Source organism: Asaia sp. VD9 (assembly GCF_037150015.1).
Lineage (GTDB): Bacteria > Pseudomonadota > Alphaproteobacteria > Acetobacterales > Acetobacteraceae > Asaia.
In genome coordinates this window covers 144,312-170,182 of sequence record NZ_JBBCQM010000004.1, presented here as the reverse complement: position 1 = coordinate 170,182, position 25,871 = coordinate 144,312, and the positions used below count along the sequence as shown (strand labels likewise).

24 protein-coding genes are annotated in these 25,871 nt (G+C 60.9%); 16 read left to right on the top strand and 8 right to left on the bottom strand.

The window, feature by feature from the left end; genetic code table 11:
- Positions 1 to 65: 65 nt before the first annotated feature.
- The 3 genes from WFJ47_RS07120 to WFJ47_RS07110 all read right to left on the bottom strand — a co-directional run bounded on the left by WFJ47_RS07120 (position 66) and on the right by WFJ47_RS07110 (position 3,022).
- Positions 66 to 845 (bottom strand): acetoin reductase, encoded by a 780-nt coding sequence (locus WFJ47_RS07120; protein WP_127101769.1) that lies wholly within the window; start codon positions 843 to 845, stop codon positions 66 to 68.
- A 234-nt stretch (positions 846 to 1,079) separates the two neighbouring features.
- On the bottom strand, positions 1,080 to 1,526 hold the full coding sequence (locus tag WFJ47_RS07115) for a DNA polymerase III subunit chi (protein ID WP_127101770.1): 447 nt from the start codon (positions 1,524 to 1,526) through the stop codon (positions 1,080 to 1,082).
- Positions 1,523 to 3,022, bottom strand: a complete 1,500-nt coding sequence (locus tag WFJ47_RS07110; protein ID WP_336761904.1) for a leucyl aminopeptidase — start codon at positions 3,020 to 3,022, stop codon at positions 1,523 to 1,525. Before WFJ47_RS07110 ends, WFJ47_RS07115 begins: the two co-directional genes overlap by 4 nt.
- A 187-nt stretch (positions 3,023 to 3,209) precedes the next feature.
- Between WFJ47_RS07110 and WFJ47_RS07105 the strand changes: the two genes are divergently transcribed.
- Positions 3,210 to 3,995 carry a sulfite exporter TauE/SafE family protein gene (locus tag WFJ47_RS07105; RefSeq protein WP_127101772.1) on the top strand — a complete coding sequence of 262 codons (786 nt, stop codon included), beginning with the start codon at positions 3,210 to 3,212 and terminating at the stop codon, positions 3,993 to 3,995.
- Positions 3,996 to 4,101: 106 nt separating this feature from the next.
- On the opposite strand, the gene WFJ47_RS07100 is transcribed toward WFJ47_RS07105, so the two are convergent.
- From WFJ47_RS07100 to WFJ47_RS07080, 5 genes are read right to left on the bottom strand one after another with little or no spacing between them, the layout of a single operon-like run.
- The gene (locus WFJ47_RS07100) at positions 4,102 to 4,530 is read right to left on the bottom strand and encodes a molybdenum cofactor biosynthesis protein MoaE (protein ID WP_336761902.1); all 429 of its coding nucleotides are present in this window, start codon (positions 4,528 to 4,530) and stop codon (positions 4,102 to 4,104) included.
- On the bottom strand, positions 4,527 to 4,769 hold the full coding sequence (locus WFJ47_RS07095) for a MoaD/ThiS family protein (protein WP_336761900.1): 243 nt from the start codon (positions 4,767 to 4,769) through the stop codon (positions 4,527 to 4,529). Before WFJ47_RS07095 ends, WFJ47_RS07100 begins: the two co-directional genes overlap by 4 nt.
- A 1-nt stretch (position 4,770) precedes the next feature.
- Positions 4,771 to 5,247, bottom strand: coding sequence for a cyclic pyranopterin monophosphate synthase MoaC (moaC, locus tag WFJ47_RS07090; RefSeq protein WP_336761899.1), 477 nt, complete (start codon positions 5,245 to 5,247; stop codon positions 4,771 to 4,773).
- A 1-nt stretch (position 5,248) separates the two neighbouring features.
- Entirely contained in the window at positions 5,249 to 6,304 is a 1,056-nt protein-coding gene (gene moaA, locus WFJ47_RS07085; RefSeq protein ID WP_336761898.1) for a GTP 3',8-cyclase MoaA, read from the bottom strand.
- Positions 6,294 to 7,619 carry a molybdopterin molybdotransferase MoeA gene (locus WFJ47_RS07080; protein WP_336761896.1) on the bottom strand — a complete coding sequence of 442 codons (1,326 nt, stop codon included), beginning with the start codon at positions 7,617 to 7,619 and terminating at the stop codon, positions 6,294 to 6,296. The genes moaA and WFJ47_RS07080 overlap by 11 nt, the downstream gene beginning before the upstream one ends.
- 410 nt (positions 7,620 to 8,029) lie before the next feature.
- Here WFJ47_RS07080 and WFJ47_RS07075 point away from each other — a divergent pair, with 410 nt between their 5' ends.
- The 15 genes from WFJ47_RS07075 to nuoK all read left to right on the top strand — a co-directional run bounded on the left by WFJ47_RS07075 (position 8,030) and on the right by nuoK (position 25,866).
- The gene (locus tag WFJ47_RS07075; RefSeq protein ID WP_336761894.1) at positions 8,030 to 9,154 is read left to right on the top strand and encodes an HlyD family secretion protein; all 1,125 of its coding nucleotides are present in this window, start codon (positions 8,030 to 8,032) and stop codon (positions 9,152 to 9,154) included.
- Positions 9,151 to 10,731, top strand: coding sequence for a DHA2 family efflux MFS transporter permease subunit (locus tag WFJ47_RS07070; RefSeq protein ID WP_127101778.1), 1,581 nt, complete (start codon positions 9,151 to 9,153; stop codon positions 10,729 to 10,731). Before WFJ47_RS07075 ends, WFJ47_RS07070 begins: the two co-directional genes overlap by 4 nt.
- Before the next feature lie 62 nt (positions 10,732 to 10,793).
- Complete coding sequence (locus WFJ47_RS07065; protein WP_233582021.1) at positions 10,794 to 12,347, top strand: efflux transporter outer membrane subunit; 1,554 nt, start codon at positions 10,794 to 10,796, stop codon at positions 12,345 to 12,347.
- Positions 12,348 to 12,443: 96 nt separating this feature from the next.
- Positions 12,444 to 13,949 carry a glucose-6-phosphate dehydrogenase gene (zwf, locus tag WFJ47_RS07060; RefSeq protein WP_336761892.1) on the top strand — a complete coding sequence of 502 codons (1,506 nt, stop codon included), beginning with the start codon at positions 12,444 to 12,446 and terminating at the stop codon, positions 13,947 to 13,949.
- Positions 13,950 to 14,058: 109 nt separating this feature from the next.
- The gene (locus WFJ47_RS07055) at positions 14,059 to 15,867 is read left to right on the top strand and encodes a glycoside hydrolase family 15 protein (RefSeq protein WP_336761890.1); all 1,809 of its coding nucleotides are present in this window, start codon (positions 14,059 to 14,061) and stop codon (positions 15,865 to 15,867) included.
- Positions 15,868 to 16,133: 266 nt separating this feature from the next.
- On the top strand, positions 16,134 to 16,589 hold the full coding sequence (locus WFJ47_RS07050; protein ID WP_127101781.1) for an NADH-quinone oxidoreductase subunit A: 456 nt from the start codon (positions 16,134 to 16,136) through the stop codon (positions 16,587 to 16,589).
- A 2-nt stretch (positions 16,590 to 16,591) separates the two neighbouring features.
- The gene (locus WFJ47_RS07045; protein WP_023979422.1) at positions 16,592 to 17,233 is read left to right on the top strand and encodes an NADH-quinone oxidoreductase subunit B; all 642 of its coding nucleotides are present in this window, start codon (positions 16,592 to 16,594) and stop codon (positions 17,231 to 17,233) included.
- Between the two features lie 64 nt (positions 17,234 to 17,297).
- A complete protein-coding gene (nuoC, locus tag WFJ47_RS07040) occupies positions 17,298 to 19,025 on the top strand; it encodes an NADH-quinone oxidoreductase subunit C/D (RefSeq protein ID WP_336762079.1) in 1,728 nt (575 codons plus the stop codon).
- Positions 19,012 to 19,521 (top strand): NADH-quinone oxidoreductase subunit NuoE, encoded by a 510-nt coding sequence (gene nuoE / locus WFJ47_RS07035; RefSeq protein WP_127101782.1) that lies wholly within the window; start codon positions 19,012 to 19,014, stop codon positions 19,519 to 19,521. The genes nuoC and nuoE overlap by 14 nt, the downstream gene beginning before the upstream one ends.
- On the top strand, positions 19,521 to 20,837 hold the full coding sequence (nuoF, locus tag WFJ47_RS07030) for an NADH-quinone oxidoreductase subunit NuoF (RefSeq protein ID WP_336761887.1): 1,317 nt from the start codon (positions 19,521 to 19,523) through the stop codon (positions 20,835 to 20,837). Before nuoE ends, nuoF begins: the two co-directional genes overlap by 1 nt.
- Before the next feature lie 13 nt (positions 20,838 to 20,850).
- Positions 20,851 to 23,562, top strand: a complete 2,712-nt coding sequence (gene nuoG, locus WFJ47_RS07025; protein ID WP_336761886.1) for an NADH-quinone oxidoreductase subunit NuoG — start codon at positions 20,851 to 20,853, stop codon at positions 23,560 to 23,562.
- The gene (nuoH, locus tag WFJ47_RS07020) at positions 23,559 to 24,521 is read left to right on the top strand and encodes an NADH-quinone oxidoreductase subunit NuoH (RefSeq protein WP_127101785.1); all 963 of its coding nucleotides are present in this window, start codon (positions 23,559 to 23,561) and stop codon (positions 24,519 to 24,521) included. Before nuoG ends, nuoH begins: the two co-directional genes overlap by 4 nt.
- Before the next feature lie 13 nt (positions 24,522 to 24,534).
- Entirely contained in the window at positions 24,535 to 25,047 is a 513-nt protein-coding gene (nuoI, locus tag WFJ47_RS07015) for an NADH-quinone oxidoreductase subunit NuoI (RefSeq protein ID WP_023979429.1), read from the top strand.
- 2 nt (positions 25,048 to 25,049) lie between these two features.
- Positions 25,050 to 25,553, top strand: coding sequence for an NADH-quinone oxidoreductase subunit J (gene nuoJ / locus WFJ47_RS07010; RefSeq protein ID WP_127101786.1), 504 nt, complete (start codon positions 25,050 to 25,052; stop codon positions 25,551 to 25,553).
- A 1-nt stretch (position 25,554) separates the two neighbouring features.
- Entirely contained in the window at positions 25,555 to 25,866 is a 312-nt protein-coding gene (gene nuoK, locus WFJ47_RS07005; protein WP_023979431.1) for an NADH-quinone oxidoreductase subunit NuoK, read from the top strand.
- Positions 25,867 to 25,871 lie beyond the last annotated feature (5 nt).

Sequence of the window (25,871 nt, the reverse complement as noted above, 5' to 3'; positions counted from 1 at the left end):
CTTCTGAACGGATAATCGCCTGGCGGGGCCGGCATGGTTTGCAGACCCCGACGATGGATCTGGACCTATCGATAGACGATTCCGCCATCGGTCAGGATCGACTGGCCGGTGATATAGTCGGAGTCCGCGCTGGCCAGAAACGCGACGAGGGCTGCCACGTCATCCGGCGTCTGGGCCCGGCCAAGAGCGATGCCATCGACATATTTCTTGTAGGTCTCGCCTTTGGGCGTCCCTGTCAGCGTCGAGAAGCGCTCATCGATTTCGACCCACATATCCGTACCCACGATACCCGGACAATAGGCGTTCACCGTAATGCCTGAGCGCGCATATTCCTTGGCTGCCGATTGCGTGAGGGCGCGTACCGCAAATTTCGTCGCGGAATAGACACCCAGCAGGGCAAACCCGTCATGCCCGGCGATCGAGGACGCATTGATGATCTTGCCTTTCTGGCCGCGTGCCTTGAATTTGGCCGCTGAGGCCTGAATACCCCAGAGCACACCCTGGATATTGATGCGCAAGATGCGCTCGACCTCCTCGGGCATCACATCGGCAATCGGGTTCACCTGCGCGATCCCGGCATTATTGATCATCACATCAAATCCGGCGAGTGCAGTCTCGGCATGATCGATGGCGGCATAGACCGCATCGCGCTGGCTGACATCAGCAGCAAAGACGCTCGCCTTGCGGCCAAGAGCCTCGATCTCGCCGCGTACGCTCTCAAGCTTGTCCGTCTTGAGATCCACAAGGGCAATGTTTGCCCCTTCGCTGGCCAGTCGCAGCGCAATGCCGCGCCCGATCCCCTGAGCCGCACCGGTGACCAGAACGATTTTTCCATCGAGACGCATGGGTGGTTTCTCCCTCATCATGGGCGGGCAACACCCGTGATGGCGTCGCATGGCCCCGTGTCCGAGAGGGAAACGGCGGAACCCAGGCTCAGGTCAGGGTCATGAGCGTCTTGTGAACTTCGAGACAGAACATGTCATGACCTGGGATGAAGGTTCTTGATTCAAGAAGGCAGAAACGGGTGTTCTGGCGTGGAGCTCGTTGTGACGGGGCAGGAGGGGCCCGTTCAGTCAGGCTCAACCGGCTTTCTGCCAGCCCCGTTCCTGCTGCTGCCAATAGGCCAGGTCATGTCCGGCCTGTTTCGCGCTGCTCCACAAGCTGCGCGCGCGACTGACGGCCTGAGTGTCATTGCCATCGAACAGGGTGAAGATACGTTCGAAACGCTCGAGCGCCGTATCGATGCCGCCATCAAGCAGAAACAGAAAACGCGCCTCATTGGGCACGTCATCGCCCTTTGTAAGCCAGATGGGCTGTCTTGGACCATGCCCCATGCTCTGGCTGCCATGAGGCAGCCAGAGGGGGGATTTTGCTTTCCACAGGGCTTCATCGAGTTGCTTGACCTGTGCGGCATCACGGCACCGGATCACGGCGCGCTGCCCTGAGTCGAGCGTCCGCCCCAGAAGGGGAGGCAGCGCGTCTTCCAGCGTTGTGCGCGTCAGGTGATAGAAGCCGATTGCGCTCATGAAGCGGCTGTTTCTCCCTGCTCGTGATGGCGCACGAGCGCATCGAGCAAACGCACGCCGAAGCCGGTTGCGCCCTTGGGGCATTGCGGTGCCGCGTCGGAGCGCCAAGCCACCCCCGCAATATCGAGATGCGCCCAGGGCGTGTCGCCGACGAACCTCGCAAGGAACTGGGCGGCGGTGATGGAACTGCCCGGACGGCCCGTGATGTTCTTCATATCGGCAATATCCGAGCGCAGCTGTCGGTCATAGGCCTTGCCCATGGGCATGCGCCATACGGCCTCACCCGTTGTCTCGCCTGCTTCGAACAAAGCCTTGGCCAGCGCGTCGTCATTGCTGAACAGACCCGCGCGCACATGGCCCAGACTGACCACAATGGCCCCGGTCAGCGTGGCGAGATCCACCATCAGGCGCGGCTGGAAGCGCTCCTTTGCATAGGCCAGCACATCGGCAAGTACCAGACGCCCCTCAGCATCGGTATTGAGCACTTCGATGGTCTTTCCAGCATAGCTGCGCACCACGTCGCCGGGGCGTTGCGCATTGCCTGACAGCATGTTCTCGACCAGACCGACGACCCCGATCACATGGGTGGTGGCCTTGCGTCGCGCCACGGCCTCGAGCGCGCCGACCACGGCGGCGGCCCCGCCCATATCGGTCTTCATCTCATCCATGCCAGCGGCTGGCTTGATGGAGATACCGCCGGAGTCGAAGGTCACGCCCTTGCCGATGAAAGCGATCGGTGCGTCCTCCGAGCCACGATAGCGCATGATCGCAACCCGGGCTTCCTGATCGCTGCCCTGGGCCACGCCCAGCAGCGCTCCGAAACCCAGCTCCCGCAGACGCGCGGCATTGAGGATCTCCACCTCCACGCCGAGATCGCGCAGTGTCTCGATGCGGCGGGCGAATTCGGGCGGGTTGAGCACGTTGGGCGGCTCGCTTACCAGATCCCGAGCGCGAAAGACGCCCTTGGCCACGGCCTGCAGGCTCTCCCACTGAACGCGCACGGTTTCGGTATCATCCACACCCAAATGCAGGCGCTGAAGCTGCGGCGCGTTCTCGGCTTCATCCGTGTGATAGAGGTCGAAGCTGTAGCGTCCCAGTGCAGCGCCATAGGCGGCATGGGCAGCAAACTCGGCGCATCGACCGGCGAAGGCAAGATCGGCATGGGTCGTGTCGCGCACGGCACGCGCCGCCTGACCTCCGGCGGCTTCCATGCACGGGATATCTAGTTCGTCCTCCGGTCCGCAGCCGATCAGCACGATACGCGCGAGTGCGGCGCAAGGAGCCAGCAGCACGCAGCTCTGATCGCGCTGGCCCTTGAAGCGTGAAATGGCAACAGCGCGACGGAGCGCCCCGCCAGTTGCTGCATCGAGATGGGTGAACGGCCCGTGCGCCACATCGAAATCCGGTCCGGTGAGCAGTACCAGCGTCTGTTCCGATTCCGGGGCACCCTTGCCCTGCAGGATTGGAAACGGCGCCTGAATCTGGATGTCGAGCATGGTTCGTCCGGTCAAAATCTGAGAATTCCGCCACTATTGGCATGCCTCGCGCAGATGGCAAAGCGGGACATGAATAACAACGATATTGGATCGTTCATTAAATTCAAACCACTATGAGCGTTGATTGTTGATTGGAATTATGGCCTAGTCGCGCCTCACGCCACCCGACGCCCATCAAGGCCCCGCCATGTCATTGCTTGCCGATCTGAATCTGCTTTTCGTCCTCTCTGGTCTCGGGGTTGGCTTTCTGGTCGGTATGACCGGAGTCGGCGGGGGTTCGCTCATGACCCCGTTGCTGATCCTGTTATTCAAGGTGCATCCCCAGGCGGCAGTGGGCACCGACCTGCTCTATGCCGCGATCACCAAGTCCGTAGGAACGCTGGTTCATGGGCATCGTGGCGCTGTGGAGTGGCGTGTGGTGCTGCGCATGCTGGCAGGCAGCCTGCCTGCCACGGTAATATCCCTGATGTTTCTGCACTGGTATGGCAGCCCGTCTCACGACACGACCCGTCTTGTCTCCACGGCTTTGGGCGTTGCCCTCCTGATCACCGCGCCGAGTGTGTTCTTTCGCAAGGAATTGCAGGAATGGTCGCATCGCCATGCGGGTGAGCTGTCGGCGCGCAGTGCGGCGGCGTTGACCGTCATATTGGGGGCCGTGCTGGGTGTGATGGTCACGCTGTCTTCGGTGGGCGCCGGGGCAATCGGCATGACCGTCCTGATCCTGCTCTATCCCAATCTCAGCACCGCCCGTCTCGTGGGGTCCGATATCGCCCATGCCGTGCCGCTGACGCTTATTGCCGGTATGGGGCATTGGTGGCTGGGCGCGGTTAAGATTCCCATGCTGGTTTCGCTGCTTTGCGGCTCGATCCCGGGCATCGTGCTTGGCAGCCTTTGTGTCGGGCAGGTCAATGAGCGCGTTCAGCGTACAGTGCTCGCCGCCGTTCTCTTCATCGTCGGTTGGCGCCTGGTCTGACGTCCCCTGAAAAAGGGTCGCCGGAGCGCGATGGCCCTTCGGCTGGGAGTGGCGCATAGCCTTCTACACGCCACGCGGAGAGGGAGTGGTCCTTCCTCTGCGTGTTTCAGAGTTCGGTATCGTGACAGGCAATCCATTCAGAATGACCGTCGGCATAGCGTTCACGTTTCCAGATGGGCACACGGCGCTTGAGTTCGTCGATCACGAAGCGGCATGCCAGAAAGGCGCCGTCGCGATGCGCGGCTGAGACCCCGATCCAGACGGCCATATCCCCTATCGCGAGACTGCCGAAACGGTGAATGGCCGAAGCGGCAAGGATCTCAAAGCGCGTTTCGGCCTCGCGCAACACGGCCAGAGCCTCGGCTTCGGCGAGGGGGCGGTACGCCTGATAATCCAGCCCGAGCACATCCTGCCCGTCACTGTGATTGCGCACCCAGCCTTCAAAACTGCAATACCCGCCTGCCTCGTCGAATCTCAAGGCGTGCGCGAATGCCGTGGGATCGATGGGCTGATCTGTCAGAAGGAACGCGCTCATCCGCCGGATACCGGTGGAATGAACACGATATGATCGCCCTCACTGACGGGCTGATCCCAGGGGGCAAAACGCGCATTTACCGCCACGCGCAAACGCGTGCGCGGCAGGGTGAAGCCGCGCGAGTGGGCGAGAGCATCGTAAAGCGCGGCGAGATTGCATGCCTCGGTTTGCAGCGTTTCACTCTGACATCCAGCCTCGTCACGCAAAAGGGCAAAGTATTCGAGTGTCACGCTGGCCATGTCAGCCTGCTCCGAAATCACGCTTGCCACCGCTCTTGCCCATGAGGCGAACATTTTCGATCACCATGTCATGGCTGAGTGCCTTGCACATGTCATACAGGGTGAGGGCGGCAACGGTCGCGCCGGTGAGGGCCTCCATTTCCACACCCGTCTTGCCTTCGCATTTCACACGGCAATCGATAAGCGCGGTGCATCCCTCAACGGTAATGTCGAGCTTGCATCCGGTCAGGGCGAGGGGGTGGCAGAGCGGAATGAGCTGCGCGGTCGATTTGGTTCCCATGATCCCGGCAAGCTGTGCCACGGTCAGCACGGCGCCCTTGCTGGTCATGTAGCCGGACTCGGCAAGGGACTGGGCGACATCGGGGGGGAAACGCAGCGTGGCGCGCGCATGGGCCTCGCGCCGGGTCACCTGCTTGTCGCCTATCTCGACCATGCGAGGCCGTTCGCCGTTTTCATCCACATGGGTCAGGGATGTCATCTCAGCCTCCTATATAATACATCTCGATGCGCTCTTGCGGGTCATGCGCCCCTCCCGCCCGTGACGCAGGCGCCCCGTCATGGCGTTGTTCACTATAGCGATCTGCGCGGGCCTGCCAGATAGCGCGCAGCACTGCCTCGAGGTCTTCATCGGAGTTCTGGGCCAGGGCCGGGCGCAGATCTGTGCCCTGGCTGGCGAAGAGGCATGTGAAGATCTGCCCCTCCGATGAAAGGCGCGCACGCGAGCAATCGCCACAGAACGGGGCGGTGACAGAGGAAATGAACCCGATCTCACCGCCGCCATCCACGAACCGATAGCGCCGCGCCACCTCACCTCGATAGAGCGGGGCCAGTGCCTCGACAGGCCAGGTCTCAGCGATGCGCGACAGGAGCTCGGCTGAGGGCACCACCTCGCCCTGCGACCAGTGATTGCGGGTGCCAACATCCATGTATTCGATAAAGCGCAAGGTGACCCCGCTATGGCGGAAGCGCGCCGCCAGAGGCAGGATTTCGCTTTCATTCACCCCGCGCTGGATGACGGTATTGATCTTGATCCCGCCGGAGAAGCCGCGTTCCGCCGCCTGGTCGATGGCGGCCAGAACGGTCTCAACCTGAGCACGCCCGCCGCTCATGCGACTGAAAATTGCGGGATCGAGGGCATCGAGACTGATCGTGAGCCGGGTCAGACCAGCCTCGTGCAGCGCGTCGAGATGGCGGTCGAGGAGAACCGCATTGGTCGTGAGCGCCACATCATCAATACCCTCGAGCGCCACGAGGCGGGTAACCAGGTCGGGCAGCCCCGGTCTCAGGAGCGGCTCCCCTCCGGTCAGACGCAATTTGCTGACACCCAGCCCCGCCGAGACACGCGCTATGCGGGTGATCGCCTCGAAATCGAGTCGTGCTGCGGGGTCGAGAAAGGCGAAATCGTCATGGAACACTGATTGCGGCATGCAATAGGGGCAGCGAAAATTGCATCGGTCCATGACCGAAATGCGCAGATCATGCCAGGGGCGCGCAAGACGATCACGCGGCGCCGCTCGGGTCGTCTCACCACGCATGAAAAACCAGGCCGGTCCCTGCGGACAAGCGCGTATCGCCCGGCGGCAAGGTCACAAGACCATCGGTCGCGCCGAGCCGATTGAAATCGCCGGAAGTCGTCATGGGGCATGGATAGGCAAGCGTCCGGCCTTGATCGTCATGACCGAGACGCACAGGGACGAAGCGCGTCATGGTGGCGATGGGGGTGAGCGGCGCAGCGAGCATAACGTGGCGGGGCGGCAGATTCAGGCCCTGGGCATGCAACAGCGCCGGCACGACATGACGGCTGCAGCAGGCCAGAGCGGAAACAGGATTACCCGGAAGGGCGAAGACCGGCTGGCCGGATTTACCGATGCCGAACCAGAACGGCTTGCCCGGGCGCTGGGCCACCTTATGGAAAATCCGTTGCACGCCCAAGGCTGCAAGCACCTTGGGAACGAAATCGAAATCGCCCATGGAGACACCCCCGCTGAGCACCACGGCATCATGGGTATCGAGCGCTTCGTCGAGTTTGAGCGTCAGGATCGCCAGATCATCGGGCAGTGTCAGCAGGGTCTGTCGGGTGAGACCCCGGCGGGCGAGCGAGGCTGCGATGGCGTAGTCGTTCGAGCGTCTGATCTGCCAGGGAGCGACGGGCGCGTCGGGCGCTACCAGTTCATCTCCGGTCGAAATGACCGCAATGGAAGGAATTGCCGAAACCAGAGGCTGGCTGATCCCGTTCGCGGCCAGAACCGCCATCTCGGGCGGAGACAATATCAGGCCGCTTTCGAGTAACGCCGCACCCGCGGCGCAATCGGCTCCCATGGGGTGGATGTGCTGCCCACGTTTTGGAGAGACACCCTTCTGCAGGATGAGCGTATCTCCTTCCCGACGGTAATCCTCGCGCGGGATAACGGTATCAGCTCCACGGGGCAGGACCGACCCTGTCATCACGGCCAGTGCCGCCTCATGGCCTGGGTCAAGGGTCAGAGGAGGGTGCCCGGCCGCCTGGGTACCGCTCAGAACCCAGCCTGTCTGTCCGTCACGCCAGGCGACGGCGATCCCATCAAGTATCACGCGGTCATAGGGAGGGAGGGCGCGCTCGGCATGAACTGCCTGGCGCAGGACACGCCCGTACGCGGCTTCCAGTGGGACAGCCTCAACCGGAAACGGCGTCATGGCCTGCCGGATGAGTCGTTCGGCCATAGTTAGGGGCAGGAGATCACTCATGGGCGTTCCATATGGGCATTCCGGCAGGGCACGCCAATGCGCCCGACCAGCATCCTGCGTGAGAGACAGGTGATGCCCGACGATCCGCCGGGCATCAAGTGCATCAAGAAAAGAGGGGCAGCGCATCGATGTCCTGCGGGAAGGGCGCTGTGCGTGGGCCGAAATGGTGGTGAGAAACGCTGCCGTGCCGATTTACGGTGTGCCGGGCAGGGTGTGCCACATGAGAGCTTCTGTGCTGCGCGTCGGTCTGTGTCTTTCCCGTAACAGAAAACGCACTTCATCAAATGGCAAGTTTTGCAGGTGCAACCTATTCTCATCACAGCGACTTGATCTGCGGAACGAAGGGTGAGGGGCATGTGACAGTTCCGCGAAAGGCCAGACATTCTCTGCAACGGATGATTGATGGCTTCTGGAAGCTATGCTAGTTCGTGACCGAACCGAACGGTCATTTTCAGATCAGGCGATGAGATTTCGGGGTAACGGACCCAAAAACTGAGTTGCTTCGGGCAAAGCGGGGCAACGCCGAGAGGATGCACATGGCGCAGGGCGACGAGCAGGATAATCGCGCATCGCAGGGTGATGACGGTAAGAGCGACAATCAGAACAACAAGAAGAACGGGGGCAAGAAACGCAGCCCGCTTCTGCGTGTGATCCTGATTCTCGTGGTCATCGTCGTGGCGATCGCCTGGCTTGGATACTGGTTGCTGACACGCAACCAGATCGAAACGGATGACGCATACACGACAGGGCGCAAGGTCTCGATCGCCCCGCATGTGAACGGCTATGTCAAGCAGCTTCTGGTCAATGACAACCAGTTCGTCCATGCCGGACAGTTGCTGGTCAAGATCGATGATCGCGACTACATCGCCTCGCTGCACAAGGCCGAGGCCAGCATCGCGCAGGCCCAGGCCAATTTCTCGGCTGCCCAGCAGATGCTTCAGGTGGCGCAACAGAACTATCCCGGTCGTCTGATCGCGGCAAAGGGTGCGCTGACCTCCGCCCAGGCCCAGCTTTTCAAGGCCGAAACGGATTATCGCCGCCAGCACAGCGTGTCGCGTGCAGCGACCACCCAGCAGGATATCGATTACTCGAAGGCAGCACTCGACCAGGCCCGCGCCGAAGTCATGCGCGCCGAGGGTGAATTCCAGCAGGCTACCCCGGTCAAGCCGAATATCGAAAACCAGCGCGATACGATGGCGCAGCAGAAAGCGGCTCTGAAGGCCGCCGAGGCCGATCTGGTGCAGGCCCAGCTCAATTATGGCTGGACTGAAGTGCGCGCGCCGCATGATGGCTGGATTTCGCAGCGTAATGTCGAGCAGGGTGATTTCGTCCAGACGGGTCAGAAGCTGTTTTCGATCGTCGAGCCTGAAGTCTGGGTCGTGGCCAATTACAAGGAGACGCAGATCACCAAGATGCGTCCCGGGCAGAAGGTCGAGATCGACGTCGACGCCTATCCCGGTCTGACTCTGCATGGCCATGTGGACTCGATCCAGCTTGGGGCAGGCTCGGCCTTCAGTGCCTTCCCGCCCGAGAACGCGACGGGCAATTTCGTGAAGATCGTCCAGCGCGTACCGGTCAAGATCCTGATCGATAGCGGGCTCGATCCCAACGTGCCGCTGCCTCTGGGTGTCTCTGTCGTCCCGACGGTGACTGTCCAATGAGCGACGCGTCCAGCGAAAACAACCATGCCGACTGGAAGCCCAAAGCCAACCCCTGGTTGATTGCAGTGGTTGTGACGCTGGGCGCCTTCATGGAGGTGCTCGACACCACCATCATCAACGTGGCGCTCCCACATATTTCGGGCGCGCTCGGCAGTTCCTATGACGATGCCACCTGGGCACTGACCTCCTATCTGGTTGCGAACGGGATCGTGCTGACCATATCCGCATGGTTCGGCAAGCTTCTGGGGCGTAAGCGTTACTTCCTGATCTGCATCGCCATGTTCACGGTCTCGTCCTTTCTGTGTGGATTATCGACGAGCCTGCCTATGCTGATCATCTTCCGCCTGATGCAGGGCTTTTTCGGGGGCGGTCTGCAGCCGAATCAGCAATCCATCATTCTCGACACCTTCCCGCCGGAAAAGCGCGGCGCGGCTTTTGGTCTGACCGCCATCGCCACCATCGTGGCCCCCATTCTTGGCCCGCTGCTCGGGGGCTATCTGGTCGATAACTATTCGTGGCGCTGGATTTTCTACGTCAATGTGCCGTTCGGCATTCTCACCCTGGTTGGTGTTTCGGCCCTCGTCGAGGATCCGCCATGGGAAAAGCAGAAGCGTGAGAAAGTAGACGTCATCGGGATCTGCCTGATCTCTCTCGGTCTGGGTTGTCTCGAAGTCATGGCCGATCGTGGCGAAGACGATGACTGGTTCGGGTCGAATTTCATCATCACCATGGCGGCGCTCGGTGTGGCCGGTGTGGTGGGCGCCGTCATCTGGCTGCTGCGCGCCAAGAACCCGCTTCTGAATCTGGCCATCTTCAAGGATCGCAATTTCGCGGTCGGGACGTTCCTGATGGCCATGGTCGGCGGGCTGCTCTATGCCTCCGCCATCATCGTGCCCCAGTTCGCCCAGCAGGTCCTCGGCTATACCGCCACGATCTCGGGTGAGGTTCTGGCACCTGGCGGCGCGGTCATCATCTGTCTGATCCCTATAGTCGGGAAGTTGATGGGCTTCATTCAGGTGCGCAACCTGATTGCCTTCGGCTTCTTCCTGATGGGGCTGGCGATGTTCTATTCGGCTCAACTCGTCCCCACCACAAGCTATGCCCATCTGGTCGAATACCGAATCTTCCAGACCTCGGCCCTGGCTTTTCTCTTCGTGCCGATCTCGACGATCGCCTACTCGACCCTGCCCAAGGAATTGAACTCCGATGCGTCGGCCATGTTCAGCATGTCCCGCAACTATGTAGGGTCGCTGGCAATCTCTCTGGCCACGGCGGCAATCACTGAAACGAAGCAGGTGCGTCAGAGCCTGATGGCCCACTGGTCATCAGACTACAACGCCAATGGACAGGACTACCTGAATACGGTGCAGAAAGTCGCCACCGATGCAGGCATGACCTCATCGGCGGCGCATCAATACGCCATCCACAGTTACTATCAGAGCTTCATGCAGCAGGTTTCCATGGTCGCCTACAACCAGACATTCATGGTGATCGGCATCATGGCGTTCTTCGTCGTTCCCTTCTGCTTCCTGCTCTCCCCTGTGGCCAAGAAAGGCCCGGCCGGAGGTGCCCATTGATGACCCCCTTCATGATTTTCCGGAGCTCCGCCTTGAAGACAGGCCGTTCCCCGCGCGCGCTCATGCTGTGCGGTGCTTCCCTCGCCATGGCCATCTCGCTTGGGGGCTGCGTGGGGCCCAAATACCAGAAGCCCGATCTTTGGTCGCCCAGCCAGTATGACATGCATGCTCACGCAGGTCAGGCAGGCAGTCGTACAACACCCGATGCCCCCGATCCAAACTGGTGGAAGATCTTCAACGATCCGACCCTGACCTCGCTCGAAACGCGCCTGGCTACACAAAATCTGAGCATTCAGCGTGCCACGGCCCAGCTTGCCCAGAGCCGTGCCCAGCTGCTGATGGCGGGTGCCGAGCGTTTTCCGGGGCTGTCAGCCAGCGGCTCCTATACGCGCTCGCAATACAGCACCAAGTCGCTGCAGCGCATCCTGTCCGGTGTCGCGAAGGATAACGCTACGGCACTTGGCCAGCAAAACGCCAATTTGCTCGATCAGAGCGTTGGTAGTGCCACGATCCCAGTGCTGAACCAGTGGAAATATTCCATCGACGCCCAGTACGAGATCGATCTGTGGGGGCGTGTTGCACGGCAGTATGAGGCGGCAAAGGCCGATCTGCAGGCGAGCGACGAGCAACGCCGTGGCGTGCTGATCGCGCAGCAAGCCGACATGGCGAATGATTACCTCACCCTGCGTGGCTTGCAGGAGCAACTGCGTATCACGCGGGCGAACCGGGACACGCAGGTCCGGACGCTTTCCCTGGCAAAGGAGCGTCAAAAGACCGGTCTGGTGACCGAGCTCGACGTAACCAGTGCAGAGAGCCAGCTTGACTCGACCACGGCCCAGATCGCCCAACTGGAGCAGCGCGTTGACCAGCAGATCAATGCGATCAGCCTGCTTTTGGGCTCACCGCCAGGAACGCTCAATGACGAGCTGACCCGTACGGCAGGCATTCCGGTCGTGCCGCCGCGTGTGCCGGTGGGGGTTCCGTCCGAGCTGGCACAGCGCCGCCCGGATATTCGTCAGGCTGAAGCGCAGCTTCACGCCGCTGTGGCGAATGTGGCTGAGGCAGAGGCCGAGTTCTATCCCAAGGTCACGCTCAACGCTGATTTCGGACTGCAATCGCTCTCCTTCCGCGATCTCGGGTTCTGGAATGCGCGCGCCTGGAATATCGGGCCATCCATCTCACTGCCGATCTTTCAGGGCGGACGGTTGCGCGGGCAGCTGATGCTGAACCGCTATGCCCAGAAAGCAGCGGCCATCACTTATCGTGAGACGGTGCTCGAGGCCTGGCGCGACGTCGATAATGCGCTCATCGCCTATCGTGACGAGCAGCATCGCCGTGACGGGTTGCAGGCCGCCGTGGAGGCGGGTCAGCGCGCGCTCAGCCTGTCTCAGGATCAGTATCGCAGCGGTCTGACGAATTACCTCAATGTCCTGTCAGCCCAGCGTGACCTGCTGTCGGCGCAACTGCAGCTGGCGGATAGCACGACCACCATAGCAAGCAATCTGGCCCGACTTTACAACGCATTGGGTGGAGGCTGGGAAACGCAATTCCCGCAAGACAAGCCTGAAGACGCCACCATTCGCCAGCTGGGGGGAGATAGTCCCCGTCACGGCTGATCACGTTATTGTTTGAGATCGCGAAAATAATTCGACGATCTATTGGTGTCGGATAAGCTTTTCCATCTTGCTCATTGAGAAAGATGGAGGAGCATCATGTCGATAACCACTGACCAGCTTCAGAATGTCATCGGGCAAGCCTCCGGATCTCAACCCTGCAAGCTGGTCATTTTCGGGGCAGGGGGCGATCTGACGCGCCGCCTGCTTCTGCCCTCTCTTTACGATCTCGCCGTGGCCGATGCCCTGCCGGCCGATTTCCAGGTCATTGCCGTCGACCGACCCGAGCAGACCGGAACCGAATGGGCTGCGCGGCTTTTCGGCTTGGCTGAACAGGACGCCAGGGATCCCTCTGCCGAGTTCTCCTGCCCCCATCTCGACCGTGATGTGTGGGACAAGGTGACAGCGCAGGCGCTCTATCTGCCCGGTGATTTTACCCGCCCCGATATCTTCGCTGCGCTGGCCACGACCCTTGGGAACAGCAATGTCATTTTCTACATGGCAGTGGCCTCGCGCTTCTTCGCGCAGATCGCCTCCGGCCTGGGTCAGGCTGGTCTGCTCAAGGAAGATGGATGCTTTCGCCGCATCGTGGTCGAAAAGCCTTTCGGTCATGACCTGACGTCGGCACGGGAGCTCGACGAGCAGTTGCGGGCCCAGGCGCAGGAAAGCCAGATCTACCGGATCGATCATTTTCTGGGCAAGGAAGCCAATCAGGGCATCATGATCGCGCGTTTCTCGAACGTGCTGTTCGAGCCGATCTGGCGCCGCGAATATATCGATCATGTCCAGATCACAGCGTCGGAGACGATCGGTGTCGAGCAGCGCGGAGCGTTTTACGAGCGGACCGGCGCGTTGCGCGATATGGTGCCCAATCATCTTTTCGTTTTGCTCAGCCTGATTGCCATGGAGCCGCCAGCCTCCCTTGCAGCCGAGGCTGTCAGGCAGGAAAAGACGCGGCTCCTGCAGGCTATCAGACCGATCACGCCCGATGATTACGTTTCAGGGCAGTATGCGGATGGCGTTCTCAACGGAACCAAGGTGCCGGGTTATCGCAATGAGCCTGGCGTGGCATCTGACAGCCAGACCGAAACCTACGCCTCGATGCGGCTGTTCATAGATAACTGGCGCTGGGGCGGCGTGCCTTTTTATCTGCGCACAGGCAAGCGGCTCTCGGGGCGTCGAACAGAGATCAGTATTGTCTTCAAAAAGCCACCTTACGCTCTCTTCAATCAGGACATGAACGATCCGCGCATCGGCAATGTCATCCGGTTCCTGCTGGATCCCGTAAGGGGGGTATCGATCAATTTCGATGCCAAGCAGCCCGGACTTGAGGAGGCGATAGCCCCCGTGCGCAGCACGTTCCTTTATGATGATTTCTTCAAAAAGGAGCCGAATGTGGGCTACGAGGCGCTGCTGCACGACTGCATGGCAGGGAACCAGATGCTGTTCCAGAGCGCCGAGACCATCGAGGCCTCATGGGCTGCGATCGATCAGATCGTCGATCCTGCCAAGTCTCCATGCCTCTATCCTGCAGGGTCACAGGGACCGGACGAGGCAGATGCCCTGCTTGCACGCGATGGTCGCCGCTGGCTTCCTGTCACCTGAATGAATTCGGCATGTTGTCGCATGGGGGCGATGTCCCCGCGACAATGCTGCTTATCTTCCCCCTATCAGCCTGATGAAAAGGGCTGGGTCGAAAGAACTGATGATGAGTATGGCGATCGAGAATCATGCCGTGATCGGCGATCTGAGAACGACGGCGCTGGTGGCGCTCAACGGATCGATCGACTTCATGTGCTGGCCCCGTTTCGACTCCCCGAGCGTGTTTGCCTCCCTGCTGGAGCCGAATGCCGGGTTCTTCGAACTGGCGCCCGTGCTGGAAGGGGGGCGTTTTCGCCAGTTCTACGTGCCGGACACCAATGTTCTGCTCACACGGGTCCTCTCGCCGGAAGGGGTGAGCGAGATCTCCGATTTCATGACGCTTGCCCCCGATTACCCCGAACAGCGTGTGATCCGCCGGGTGAAGGCCGTACGGGGTACACTGAAGTTCCGACTGCATTGCGCGCCGCGTTTCGATTACGCCCGTGTGGGGCACCGGACGCGCGCGCTCAATGACAAGGTGATCCTGTTTGAGCCGCTGCGGTCCGACCTGCCGACGCTGCGTATCAGTTCGACAATTCCCATGCGGATCATCGAGCAGGATGCCTGTGCGGAATTCGTGCTCGAGCTCAACGAAACCGCCATCTTCATGCTCGACAGCGTCACGACCGACGAGAATCTGTGCCTGGAAGATCACTGGACCTCAAACGCCTTCAAGGCCACGGCCAATTACTGGACCGACTGGGTGGCGCGTGCGGAATACCATGGGCGCTGGCATGATCACATCACGCGTTCCACCCTCGCGCTCAAGCTGCTGACGTCTGCAGAATATGGCTCGATGGTGGCGGCAGCGACCTTCGGCCTGCCAGAAGACCCCGGCGGGGTGCGCAACTGGGACTATCGTTACTGCTGGATCCGTGATTCCTCGTTCATGGTCTACGCCTTCATGAAGACCGGTCACACCGAAGAGGCGACCGCTTTCATCCGATGGCTCCATGAACGGCGTCTCGAGGCGCAGCCCGGTGAGGCCCGCCTGAAGGTCATGTACGCCATTGATGGCAAGGCCTTCGTGCCCGAAACCGATCTGACCCATTTCCGAGGTTTCAGGGAGTCCCGTCCGGTGCGTATCGGCAATGGGGCCGAGGACCAGCTTCAGCTCGATATCATCGGCGAGATGATGGACGCGGTCTATCATGCCGATCGTCACTGCGAGCGCATCAGCTGGAAGGCCTGGGAGTCCATCGCCGAGGGGATCGACTGGCTGTGCGTGAACTGGAACCAGCCCGATGAAAGCATCTGGGAGGTGAGGGGCGGGAAGAAGCACTTCCTGTTCTCGCGCATCATGTGCTGGGTCGCTCTGGATCGCGCCATTCGTCTCTCGGAAGAACGGGGTTTGCCAGCGCGCATTGCAGTCTGGGTGCGTGAACGCAATGCTATCTACATGGATGTCCAAAATAATTTCTGGAGCGACGAGCTTCAGTATTACGTCCAGTACAAGGGCGGTACTGCAATCGATGCGTCCTGCCTGCTCATGCCGCTGATGGGCTTTATTGGCGATCACGACTCCCGCTGGAAGGCCACGCTCAAGGCAGTGGGTGATCAGCTGCTCGATGACAGCCATGTCTTTCGTTATCACGTGGCCGAGGGCGATAACGAGGACGGGCTGGAGGGCCGTGAGGGTACGTTCACCATGTGCTCTTTCTGGTACATCGAGTGCCTGGCGCGGTCGGGCGACCTGCTCATGGCGCGCTTCCTGTTCGACAAGACCCTCTCCTACGCAAATCATGTCGGCCTGTTTTCCGAGGAGATCGGGCCTGCGGGCGAGCATCTGGGCAATTTCCCCCAGGCTTTCACCCATCTGGCGCTGATCAGGGCTGGTCAGTATCTGGACCAGGCCCTGTCCGGCGAAAAAGCGCGAAGTTGAGAATAAATATCAACAAGTTTCTGGACGAATTTCGTCCAGAAAAGGAGCAAGTTGATAACTGATATCAACAAAAAGAGGACTGTTTAAATACTAATAATCACGGGTTCGTGTGCTCCCCTTCAGGTGATAGGCAGGGACTTGATGTGATGCTAGGCAATGGCGCAGAAAAAAACCTCACGACCACTGGCAACTTGCATGCGGATAGGCGTTTCACGCCCTGAGCACACGCAGGCCTGTGGTCCCGTCGGGAATAGGTGGTTGCGCCAGTGTCTCAGTTTCTCGCAGATCATGCTCTAGCGATCTACGTGGCCTTTACGGTCATTTTCCTTTGCATCGTGGTGGCGCTGTCAGCTGCTCTTGGCCCTCGTCGTGTCGGTGCGGCACGCGGTCGCTCGATGAGCCTCCCTTATGAATCAGGTATTCTCTCCACCGGCTCGGCGCGCATTCGCCTGCCGGTGCAGTATTATCTGCTGGCCGTCTTCTTCGTCATTTTCGACGTCGAGGGCGTGTTCATCTATTCATGGGCCTCCGTGGTGGTCGAGGCCGGCTGGGCCGCCTTCATCTCGGTCGTGACCTTCGTCGTCTTTCTGACGCTTGCTCTGGTCTATCTCTGGCGCAGCGGCGCCCTTGAATGGGGCCCCAAGCACCGCCGCATGCCGGTCAAGGTGCCGCCCAATTCCCCCGTCGAACTTGTCAAAATCCCCGAGCGCGAGGTCGTATAACGATGACTTGGACTCTTACCTCCGCCGTCGGCGAGCCCCGTCTGCAATCCCCTGAAGAACTTCTGGCGCACGAGGACGTGCGCCGTAATCTTGTTGTGGGCAAGCTTCAGGATTTCATTTCCTGGGGGCAGAAGAATTCGGTCTGGCCGTTCAATTTCGGCCTGTCCTGTTGCTATGTGGAAATGGCGACGGCCTTCACCAGCCGCTACGACATCGCGCGCTTCGGCTCAGAAGTGTTGCGCGCTACCCCTCGCGAGGCCGATCTGATCGTGATCGCCGGTACCGTGTTCCGCAAGATGGCCCCTATCGTGAAGTATCTGTACGACCAGATGCTCGAGCCGCGCTGGGTCATTTCCATGGGCTCCTGCGCCAATTCGGGTGGTATGTACGACATCTACAGTGTGGTGCAGGGCGTCGATAGCTTCCTCCCCGTCGACGTATACGTGCCGGGCTGTCCGCCGCGCCCCGACGCTTTGCTCGAGGGGTTGATGCTGCTGCAGGATTCGATCGGCAAGCAGCGCCGTCCGCTCAGCTGGATGGTGGGCGATCAGGGCGTCACCAAGGTGACCCCTGCCAGCATGCGCGACCTCAAGCGTGAAGAGCGCATGGCGGTCACCAAGCTGCGTACGCCCGACACGATCTGAGGAGCCTGCAGCAATGAGCGAAGTTTTCGACAACAGCCGCGCAGCAGGCACGGTCACGGGCAGCATGGGGGCTTCGGTCGCTGCCTTCCCGCCGCACATGATCATGATGGAAGAGGCTACGCGCGACGGCGTGCCCACTTTCTGGGTCTCGCGTGGCCAGATCCGCGCCGTGCTTCAGGCCGTCAAGGCCGGCGGCGCGCTGCGCATGCTGCTCGACCTGACCTGTGTGGATGAGCGTCAGCGTATCCATCGTGACGGCCTTCCAGCATCCGACTTCACAGTCATCTACCACATTCAGTCCTTCGACGGGCCGATCGATGAAGTGCGCTTCAAGGTGCCTCTCGCCGTCGATGACGCCAATATCGCCTCCATCACTGATATCTGGCCGAATTCGAACTGGCTGGAGCGCGAAGCCTGGGATTTGTTCGGTGTCGTGTTCGAGGGGCATCCGCATCTCTCGCGCATTCTGACACCGCCGACCTGGGTCGGTCATCCCCTGCGCAAGGACCATTACGCCCGCGCAACCGAGCGCCCGCCTTACACGCTCTCCGAAGGCCAGGTTTTCGACGAGCAGGAAGCGCTGAAATTCGACCCCGAATCCTGGGGCATGAAGCGTCACTCCGACAATAGCGACTTCATGTTCCTCAATCTCGGCCCGAACCATCCTTCGGTCCATGGCGTGTTTCGCGTCGTGCTGCAGCTTGAAGGTGAGTTCATTGTCGATGCGGTGCCCGATATCGGCTTCCATCATCGCGGCGCCGAGAAGATGGCCGAGCGCCAGACCTGGCACAGCTACATCCCCTATACCGATCGTATCGACTATGTCGGCGGGGTGATGAACAACTTCCCCTATGTGATGGGTGTCGAAAAGCTGGCAGGCATCACCGTGCCGCCGCGTGCGCAGCTCATCCGCATCATGCTGGCCGAGTTCTTCCGTATCTCCAGCCATCTCGTGTTCTACGGAACGATGGTGCAGGATCTGGGTCAGCTCTCGCCGGTCTTCTACATCTTCACCGACCGTGAGCGCGTTTTCGAAATCATAGAAAAAATCTGCGGCTTCCGCATGCATCCGGCCTTCTTCCGCATCGGCGGCGTGGCGATGGATCTGCCGCAGGGCTGGGATGGCGAGGTTCGCGCCTTCCTCGATTATCTGCCCAAGCGCCTGGACGAGTACAACGAACTCGTCATGAAGAACCCGATCTTCAAGGCCCGCACCAAGGGCGTTGGCGTCTATAATACCGAAGAGGCGGTGGATTGGGGCGTGACGGGGCCGGGGCTTCGCGCCACGGGTCTGGAATGGGATTATCGTCGCAAGGCGCCCTATTCGGGCTACGACCAGATCGATTTCGATATTCCGACAGCCGTCAACGGCGATTGCTATGACCGCGCAGCGGTGCATATCGAAGAGATCCGCCAGAGCCTGCGCATCATTCGCTACTGCCTCGATAACATGCCGGGCGGGGCCTACAAGGCCGAGCATCCGCTGGCCATGCCGCCGCCGAAGCCGCGCACGATGCATGACATCGAGACGCTCATCCATCACTTCGTGGGCGTCAGCTGGGGGCCGGTCATTCCGCAGGGCGAAGTGCGCACCTGTATCGAGGCGACCAAGGGCCTGAACCAGTATTACCTCGTGAGCGATGGCGGCACGATGTCCTACCGGACGCGTATCCGCACACCGTCGTTCATTCATCTGCAACAGCTTCCGATGCTGTCACGCGGCACCATGATTGCCGATCTGATCGCCATCATCGGAAGCATCGATTTTGTGATGGCCGATGTCGACCGCTGAACTCACGGCGCAGGACGCCGAACTCCCTCAGGATCTCGTCGATACGTTCATCGACATGGCCGCCCACGAACATCATCCGCGTGGCGCCGCCATCGAGGCGCTGCGCCTCGTGCAGGAGCGTTTTGGCTGGATCAACGATGCGCATCTCGCCCATACGGCACGCATCCTGGGCATGTCCCAGGCCGATCTGGATGGGATTGCCACCTATTTCAACCTGCTGTTCCGCAAACCGGTCGGCAAGAACGTGGTCATGCTCTGTGACTCCGTTTCCTGCTACATCATGGGTGCCGAGCAGACACGCGAGCGCCTGTGCAAGAAGCTGGGCGTGAAAATGGGCGAGACGACACCGGACGGTGAATTCACCGTTCTGCCCATCGTCTGCCTCGGTCATTGCGACCATGCGCCGGCCATGCTGGTCGGCAAGGACCTGTTCGGTCCTGTCCGTCCGGAAGATATCGACGGCATCATCGACGACATTCGGGCGAGGAAGAAGTGATGACTGGTCTCAACCCCGAAAAGCAACCGCTTCTGGCGCTCGTCAATCGCGAGACACCGCTTGATCCGGCTGGCTACGACAAGAAGGGTGGCTGGCGCGGTCTGCGCCGCGCCCTGGGCATGAGCCCTGCGGAGATCATCACCGAGGTGACGGACTCCAAGCTGCGGGGACGCGGCGGCGCCGGGTTCAGCACCGGCATGAAATGGAGCTTCGTTCCCAAGGAATCCTCCAAGGACCGCCTCAAATACATCGTCGCCAATGGCGATGAAATGGAGCCGGGCACCTTCAAGGATCGTATCCTTGTCGAAGGCAATCCGCTTCAACTCATCGAAGGCATGATCATCTCGGCCTATGCCATCCAGGCACGGCACGGCATCATCTTCCTGCGCGGTGAATATCATCTCGGTCTGGAGCGTCTTCAGCAGGCGGTCATCCAGGCGCGTGAAGCCGGTTTCCTTGGCGAGAACATTCTCGGCTCGGGCTTCGATTTCGATCTTCACGTCCATCCCTCCGCCGGTCGCTATATCTGCGGTGAGGAAACGGCTCTGATCACGGCGCTGGAAGGCCGTCGCGCCAACCCGCGCGCGAAGCCGCCATTCCCCCAGATCGGTGGTCTGTGGGGCGCGCCGACGGTCGTGAACAACATCGAGACCTTCAGCAACATCCCGCATATCCTGGCCAATGGCACGGAGTGGTATCTGGGACTGAGCGCCTGCGCCGATGGTGGCACGAAGCTCTACGGTGTCAGCGGTCGCGCCAAGCGTCCGGGTGTGTTCGAATTGCCGCTGGGCACGTCGCTGGGCGTGATCCTGAACGAGTGTGCGGGCGGCATGCAGGATGGCTACAAGCTGCGCGCCTTCCTCCCCGGTGGTGCCTCGACAGCGTTCCTCGGGGCCGAACACGCTGACATCGTCATGGATTACCCGACGCCGGAAAAGGCGGGCAGCCGCCTCGGCACGGGTCTGGCTATCCTGCTCGATGACAAGACCAGCCCGATCGGGATGATCCGCAATCTCGAGCACTTCTTTGCACAGGAATCCTGTGGCTGGTGCACGCCCTGTCGTGACGGGCTGCCCTGGGTTGAGCGTCTTCTGATTGCCATTGAGGAAGGGCGCGGCACGCCGGAGGATATCGATCGCCTCCATGACGCAGCCCGCCTGATCGGCCCGATGGGGCGCACTTTCTGCGCCCATGCGCCGGGTGCGATTGCACCTCTGGCCAGCGGTCTGAAGATGTTCGCCGAGGATTTCCAGCGAATGGTTAGCAAGCCCGCCTCCGGCACCGCAGAGAGCGGCGCCGCAGGGCAGGCGGCGTAGGAGGAACGGCCCGATGGCAAAAATCGTAATCGACGGCCGCGAGGTTGAAGCACGTTCAGACGTGAACCTTCTGCAGGCCTGTCTCGAGGCAGGGGAAGACCTGCCCTATTTCTGCTGGCACCCGGAACTCGGGTCTGTCGGTGCGTGCCGTCAGTGCGCCGTCAAGCAATATGCCAATGCCGACGACACACGCGGTCGTATCGTCATGGCCTGCATGACGCCGGTAACTGAAGGCGCGATCATCTCGGTTGAAGACCCTGAAGCCAAGGAATTCCGTGGCGAGGTGGTCGAGTGGCTCATGACGAACCACCCGCATGACTGCCCGGTCTGTGAAGAAGGTGGTGAATGCCATCTTCAGGACATGACCGTCATGACCGGTCATCGCGAGCGTCGCTACCGTTTCGACAAGCGCACCCACAACAACCAGGAACTCGGTCCTTTCGTGAAGCACGAAATGAACCGCTGCATCGCCTGCTATCGTTGCGTGCGCTTCTATCGTGACTACGCGGGCGGCCAGGATCTGGGCGTGTTTGCCTCGCATAACAACGTCTATTTCGGACGCCATGAGAGCGGCACGCTGGAGAGCCCCTTCTCAGGCAACCTCATCGAGGTCTGCCCGACCGGCGTGTTCACCGACAAGCCGTTCTCGAAGATGTACAGCCGCAAATGGGACATGCGCGGCGCGCCGTCCGTCTGCTCCAACTGCGCAACGGGCTGCAACACCATCATCAATGAGCGCGCCGGCAAGGTTCGCCGTACGCTCAACCGCTATAATGATGAGGTGAACCGCTACTTCCTGTGCGATCGTGGTCGCTTCGGTCATGGCTGGGTCAATGCCCCGACGCGCCTGCGTTCGGCTGGTTACGTGATCGATGGCGACATGACGCCGGTACCGGCCCAGGCTGCTCTGGATCATTTCGGCAAGATCGCGGCTTCGGGCAAGCTGGTGGGCATCGGCTCGCCGCGCGCCTCGCTGGAGTCCAACTACGCCCTGCGCAAGCTCGTCGGTGCCGAGAACTTCTCGACAGGCATGGCCGAGCCGCAGCACAGCCTGGTCAAGCTGGCCGTGTCGCTTTTGGCCGCTGGTCCGGCACGCATCGCCACCATGCATGAGATGGAAGCCGCTGACGGCGCCCTGATCCTGGGTGAGGATGTCTCGGCAACCTCGCCACGCATGAGCCTGGCACTGCGCCAGATCAAGCGCACCGCCTTCAATAAGGCGGCCGATCAGGCCCGTGTCCCTCACTGGATGGACGCCTCCGTACGGACGCTGGGTCAGGACACGATCTCGCCGCTCTTCGTCGTGTCCCCCACCGTGACCGATCTGGACGGTTTCGCGCAGGACGCGATCCGCGCCATGCCGGAAGATGCCGCGCGTCTCGGGTTCGCCATCGCGCATCGCATCGACGCGTCGGCTCCCGATGTGGCTGGACTGACCGAGGCCGAGGCGGCTTCCGCGTCGCTTATCGCTGATGCTCTGCTGGCTGCTGAAAAGCCGCTTCTGGTGTCCGGCCTGCAATACGCGTCAGCTGCCCTGCTTCAGGCAACGGCGAACATCGCCTCTGCCCTGGCCGCCAAGGGAAAGACGCCGCTTATCAGCTTCGTCCTGCCGGAAGCCAACTCGATGGGCCTCGCGCTGATGGACGGGCTATCGCTCGACACGATCGCGGCCCGCGCCGCCAATGCCACGCTGATCGTTCTCGAAAACGATCTGAGCCGCCGCCTCGATGGCGCGCAGTTCGAGGCGCTGGTTGAAAGTGCCGCCAATCTGGTGGTGCTCGATCACTCGGTTACGCCGACGGCTATCCGCTCTCAGGTCACCTTCCCCTCGGCAGCCTATTCCGAGACGGATGGCACGCTGGTCAGTGCAGAAGGCCGCGCCCAGCGCTTCTTCCAGGTTGTCTATCCTGACGCGCCGCTTCAGGCGGGCTGGCGCTGGATTGCCGATATGGCGCAGGCCGCTGGCCTCAGCCATGTGCAGCCCTGGGGCAAGCTGGATGATCTGATCGCTGAAATCGCGACGACGATGCCGGCTTTCGCCCGCATCCCCGAGGCGGCACCGGGTTCGGATTACGAGCTGGAAGGCACGCCGCTCCGCAGCCAGACGCATCGCGTCAGCGGACGCACGGCTATTCGCGCCAATATCAGCGTGCGCGACATTCCGCCGCCGAGCTCGCCCGACACACCGCTGCATTCCACGATGGAAGGCTCCTACAGCACCGACATGCCCGGCACGCTCGTGCCGTTCTATCAGGTGCCCGGCTGGAACTCCGAGCAGTCGCTGAACCGCTTCCAGCAGGAAATCGGAGGCAAGATGCGCGGTGGTGATTGCGGCGTGCGTCTGGTGGAAGGGGGGACCAATGCGGCTGGCTCCTATGCCATGGACGTACCGTCGGCTTTTGCCCCCCGCACCGGTCAGTTCATGCTTCTGCCCGAAGCCCGCGTATTCGGCACGGATGAGATGAGCATGATGGCCCAGCCGATTGCCGAGCGCGCTGCCCCTGCGGTGGTCCGTATCGGTGGTGCCGTGGCCAAGGGCGCACAGGTTCGTCTGTCGCTGAATGGCGAGGTCTTCACGGTCGATGCCGTATCCGATCCGGCCCTTCCCGAAGGCGTCGCCACCTGCCCGCCGCATATGGTGTCCCGCTCCTGGTCGGCTCCGGGCTGGGTCTCGCTTGAAATTACGGCGCCTGCCGAGCGTATTGGAACGGAGAGCGCGGTATGATGCCCATCGTGTGGCCAATTCTTGTGATCGTCGTGACCGTCTTCGGTGTTCTCGGCGTCGCAGCGGTCTCGACCATGCTGGAGCGTCGCCTGCTTGGCGTGTTCCAGGATCGCCCCGGCCCGAACCGCGTCGGCCCGTTCGGCCTGTTTCAGGTCATCGCCGATGCGATGAAGATGCTGTTCAAGCAGGACTGGATTCCGCCTTTTGCGGACAAGCCGGTCTTCCTTGTCGCGCCGATCATCGGCTTCCTCGCCGTTCTGCTCTGCTTTGGCGTCGTGCCCATCACGCCCATCTGGGGTGTAGCGGGTGAGCTGAATGTCGGCCTGCTCTTCATCTTCGGCATGCTGGGGCTTGGCGTGTATTCGGTGGTTCTCGCCGGGTGGTCGTCCAATAACAAATATGCCCTGCTCGGTGGCATGCGTGCCGCCGCGCAGATGATCTCCTATGAAGTGTTCATGGGCCTGTCCGTCATGGGCGTGGTCATGGCGGCCGGTTCTTTCAGCATCCGTGATATCGTCGAAGCGCAGACCCATTGCTGGTTCATCATCCCGCAATGCCTCGGTGCCGTGATCTTCCTGCTGGCCGGTATTGCCGAGACGCATCGTCTGCCTTTCGATTTCCCTGAAGGTGAAAACGAGATCGGCGCAGGCTTCCATACCGAGTATTCGGGGATGAAATTCGGCATGTTCTACCTTGCCGAATATGCCGGTGTCGCGCTCAGCTCGGCCCTGATCACCACGCTTTACCTCGGTGGTTGGCATGGTCCGTTCCTGCCGCCCTTCCTGTGGTTCGCGATCAAGGTCTTCCTGCTGATCTGCTTCTACATCCTGCTTCGTGCAGCGCTGCCGCGTCCCCGTTACGACCAGTTGATGTCGTTCGGCTGGAAGGTTCTGCTGCCGCTGTCTCTTCTTAACATTCTGGTCACCGGCGCGGTCATTCTGCTGCGCGCGGGCGTCTGAGAGGGGGCGCGCCATGCTCGGTATTCTCCGCACTATATGGATGACGTTCCTGCACATGTTTCATCGCAATGAAACGGTGCAGTATCCGGACGTCAAACCCTACCTGTCCCCCCGCTATCGCGGCCGTATCGTCCTAACCCGCGACCCCAGCGGCGAAGAACGCTGCGTGGCCTGCAATCTCTGCGCCGCAGCCTGCCCGGTGGATTGCATCAGCTTGCAGAAGGGCGAGAAGGAAGGACGCTGGTATCCGGAATTCTTCCAGATCAATTTCTCACGCTGCATTTTCTGCGGTTTCTGTGAGGAAGCCTGCCCGACCTACGCCATTCAGCTCACGCCCGATTTCGAGATGAGCGAATATGTGCGCCAGAACCTGGTTTACGAGAAGGAAGACCTCCTGATCAGCGGACCCGGCAAGGTACATGATTACAGCTTCTATAATGTGTCGGGGCTCAAGATCCCGGGCAAGAACAAAGGTGAAGCCGAAAATGAAGCCAAGCCCATCGACATTCATGCGCTGATGCCCTGATCATGAATATCATGCTTGAACTCTATGGGCTGATCGCCATCGGCGCGACCGCGTTGGCGATCACCCGCACCATTCCCGTGCACGGCCTGCTTTATCTTGTCGTGTCGCTTCTGGCCCTGGCCTGCATGTTTGAAGAACTGGGCGCGCCTTTTGCCGCCATGCTCGAGATCATCGTCTATGCTGGCGCGATCATGGTCCTGTTCGTGTTCGTGGTCATGATGATCAATCTTGGCCAGCCCGACCAGCTTCGTGAAAAAGGTTGGTTCGCCGGGGGCGCCTGGGTCGGACCGGGTGTGATTTCGATCCTGTTGATGGGTCTTCTGGTTTATGGCGTGAGCCACAACACCATGGCAGTGGGTACCGTGGGCGCGCCGATCGGCCCCAAGGCTGTCGGCCTGACGCTTTACGGCCCCTATATCCTGACCGTCGAGCTCTCCTCGTTCCTGCTTCTGGCGGGGCTCGTGAGCGCCTATCACATCGGCCGCCGGATCGGAGGGAAATCCTGATATGACTGCTGCCGATCCCAATGGCGCGCTCATCGTCGCCGTCATTCTCTTTTCACTCGGAGCGTTGGGCGTCCTCGTGCGCCGCAACCTGCTCTTCATGCTGATGTCGACCGAGATCATGCTCAATGCCGCCTGCCTCGCATTCATTGCGGCGGGTAATCGCTGGCATATGGCAGATGGTCAGGTCATGTTCATCATGGTGGTTGCCTTTGCCGCTGCGGAATCCGCGGTAGGCCTGGCCATCATCCTGCGCATGCATGCAGCCGGACGCTCCACGCTTGATGCCGATACCGGCAATCGTCTGGGGGGTTAGTCACG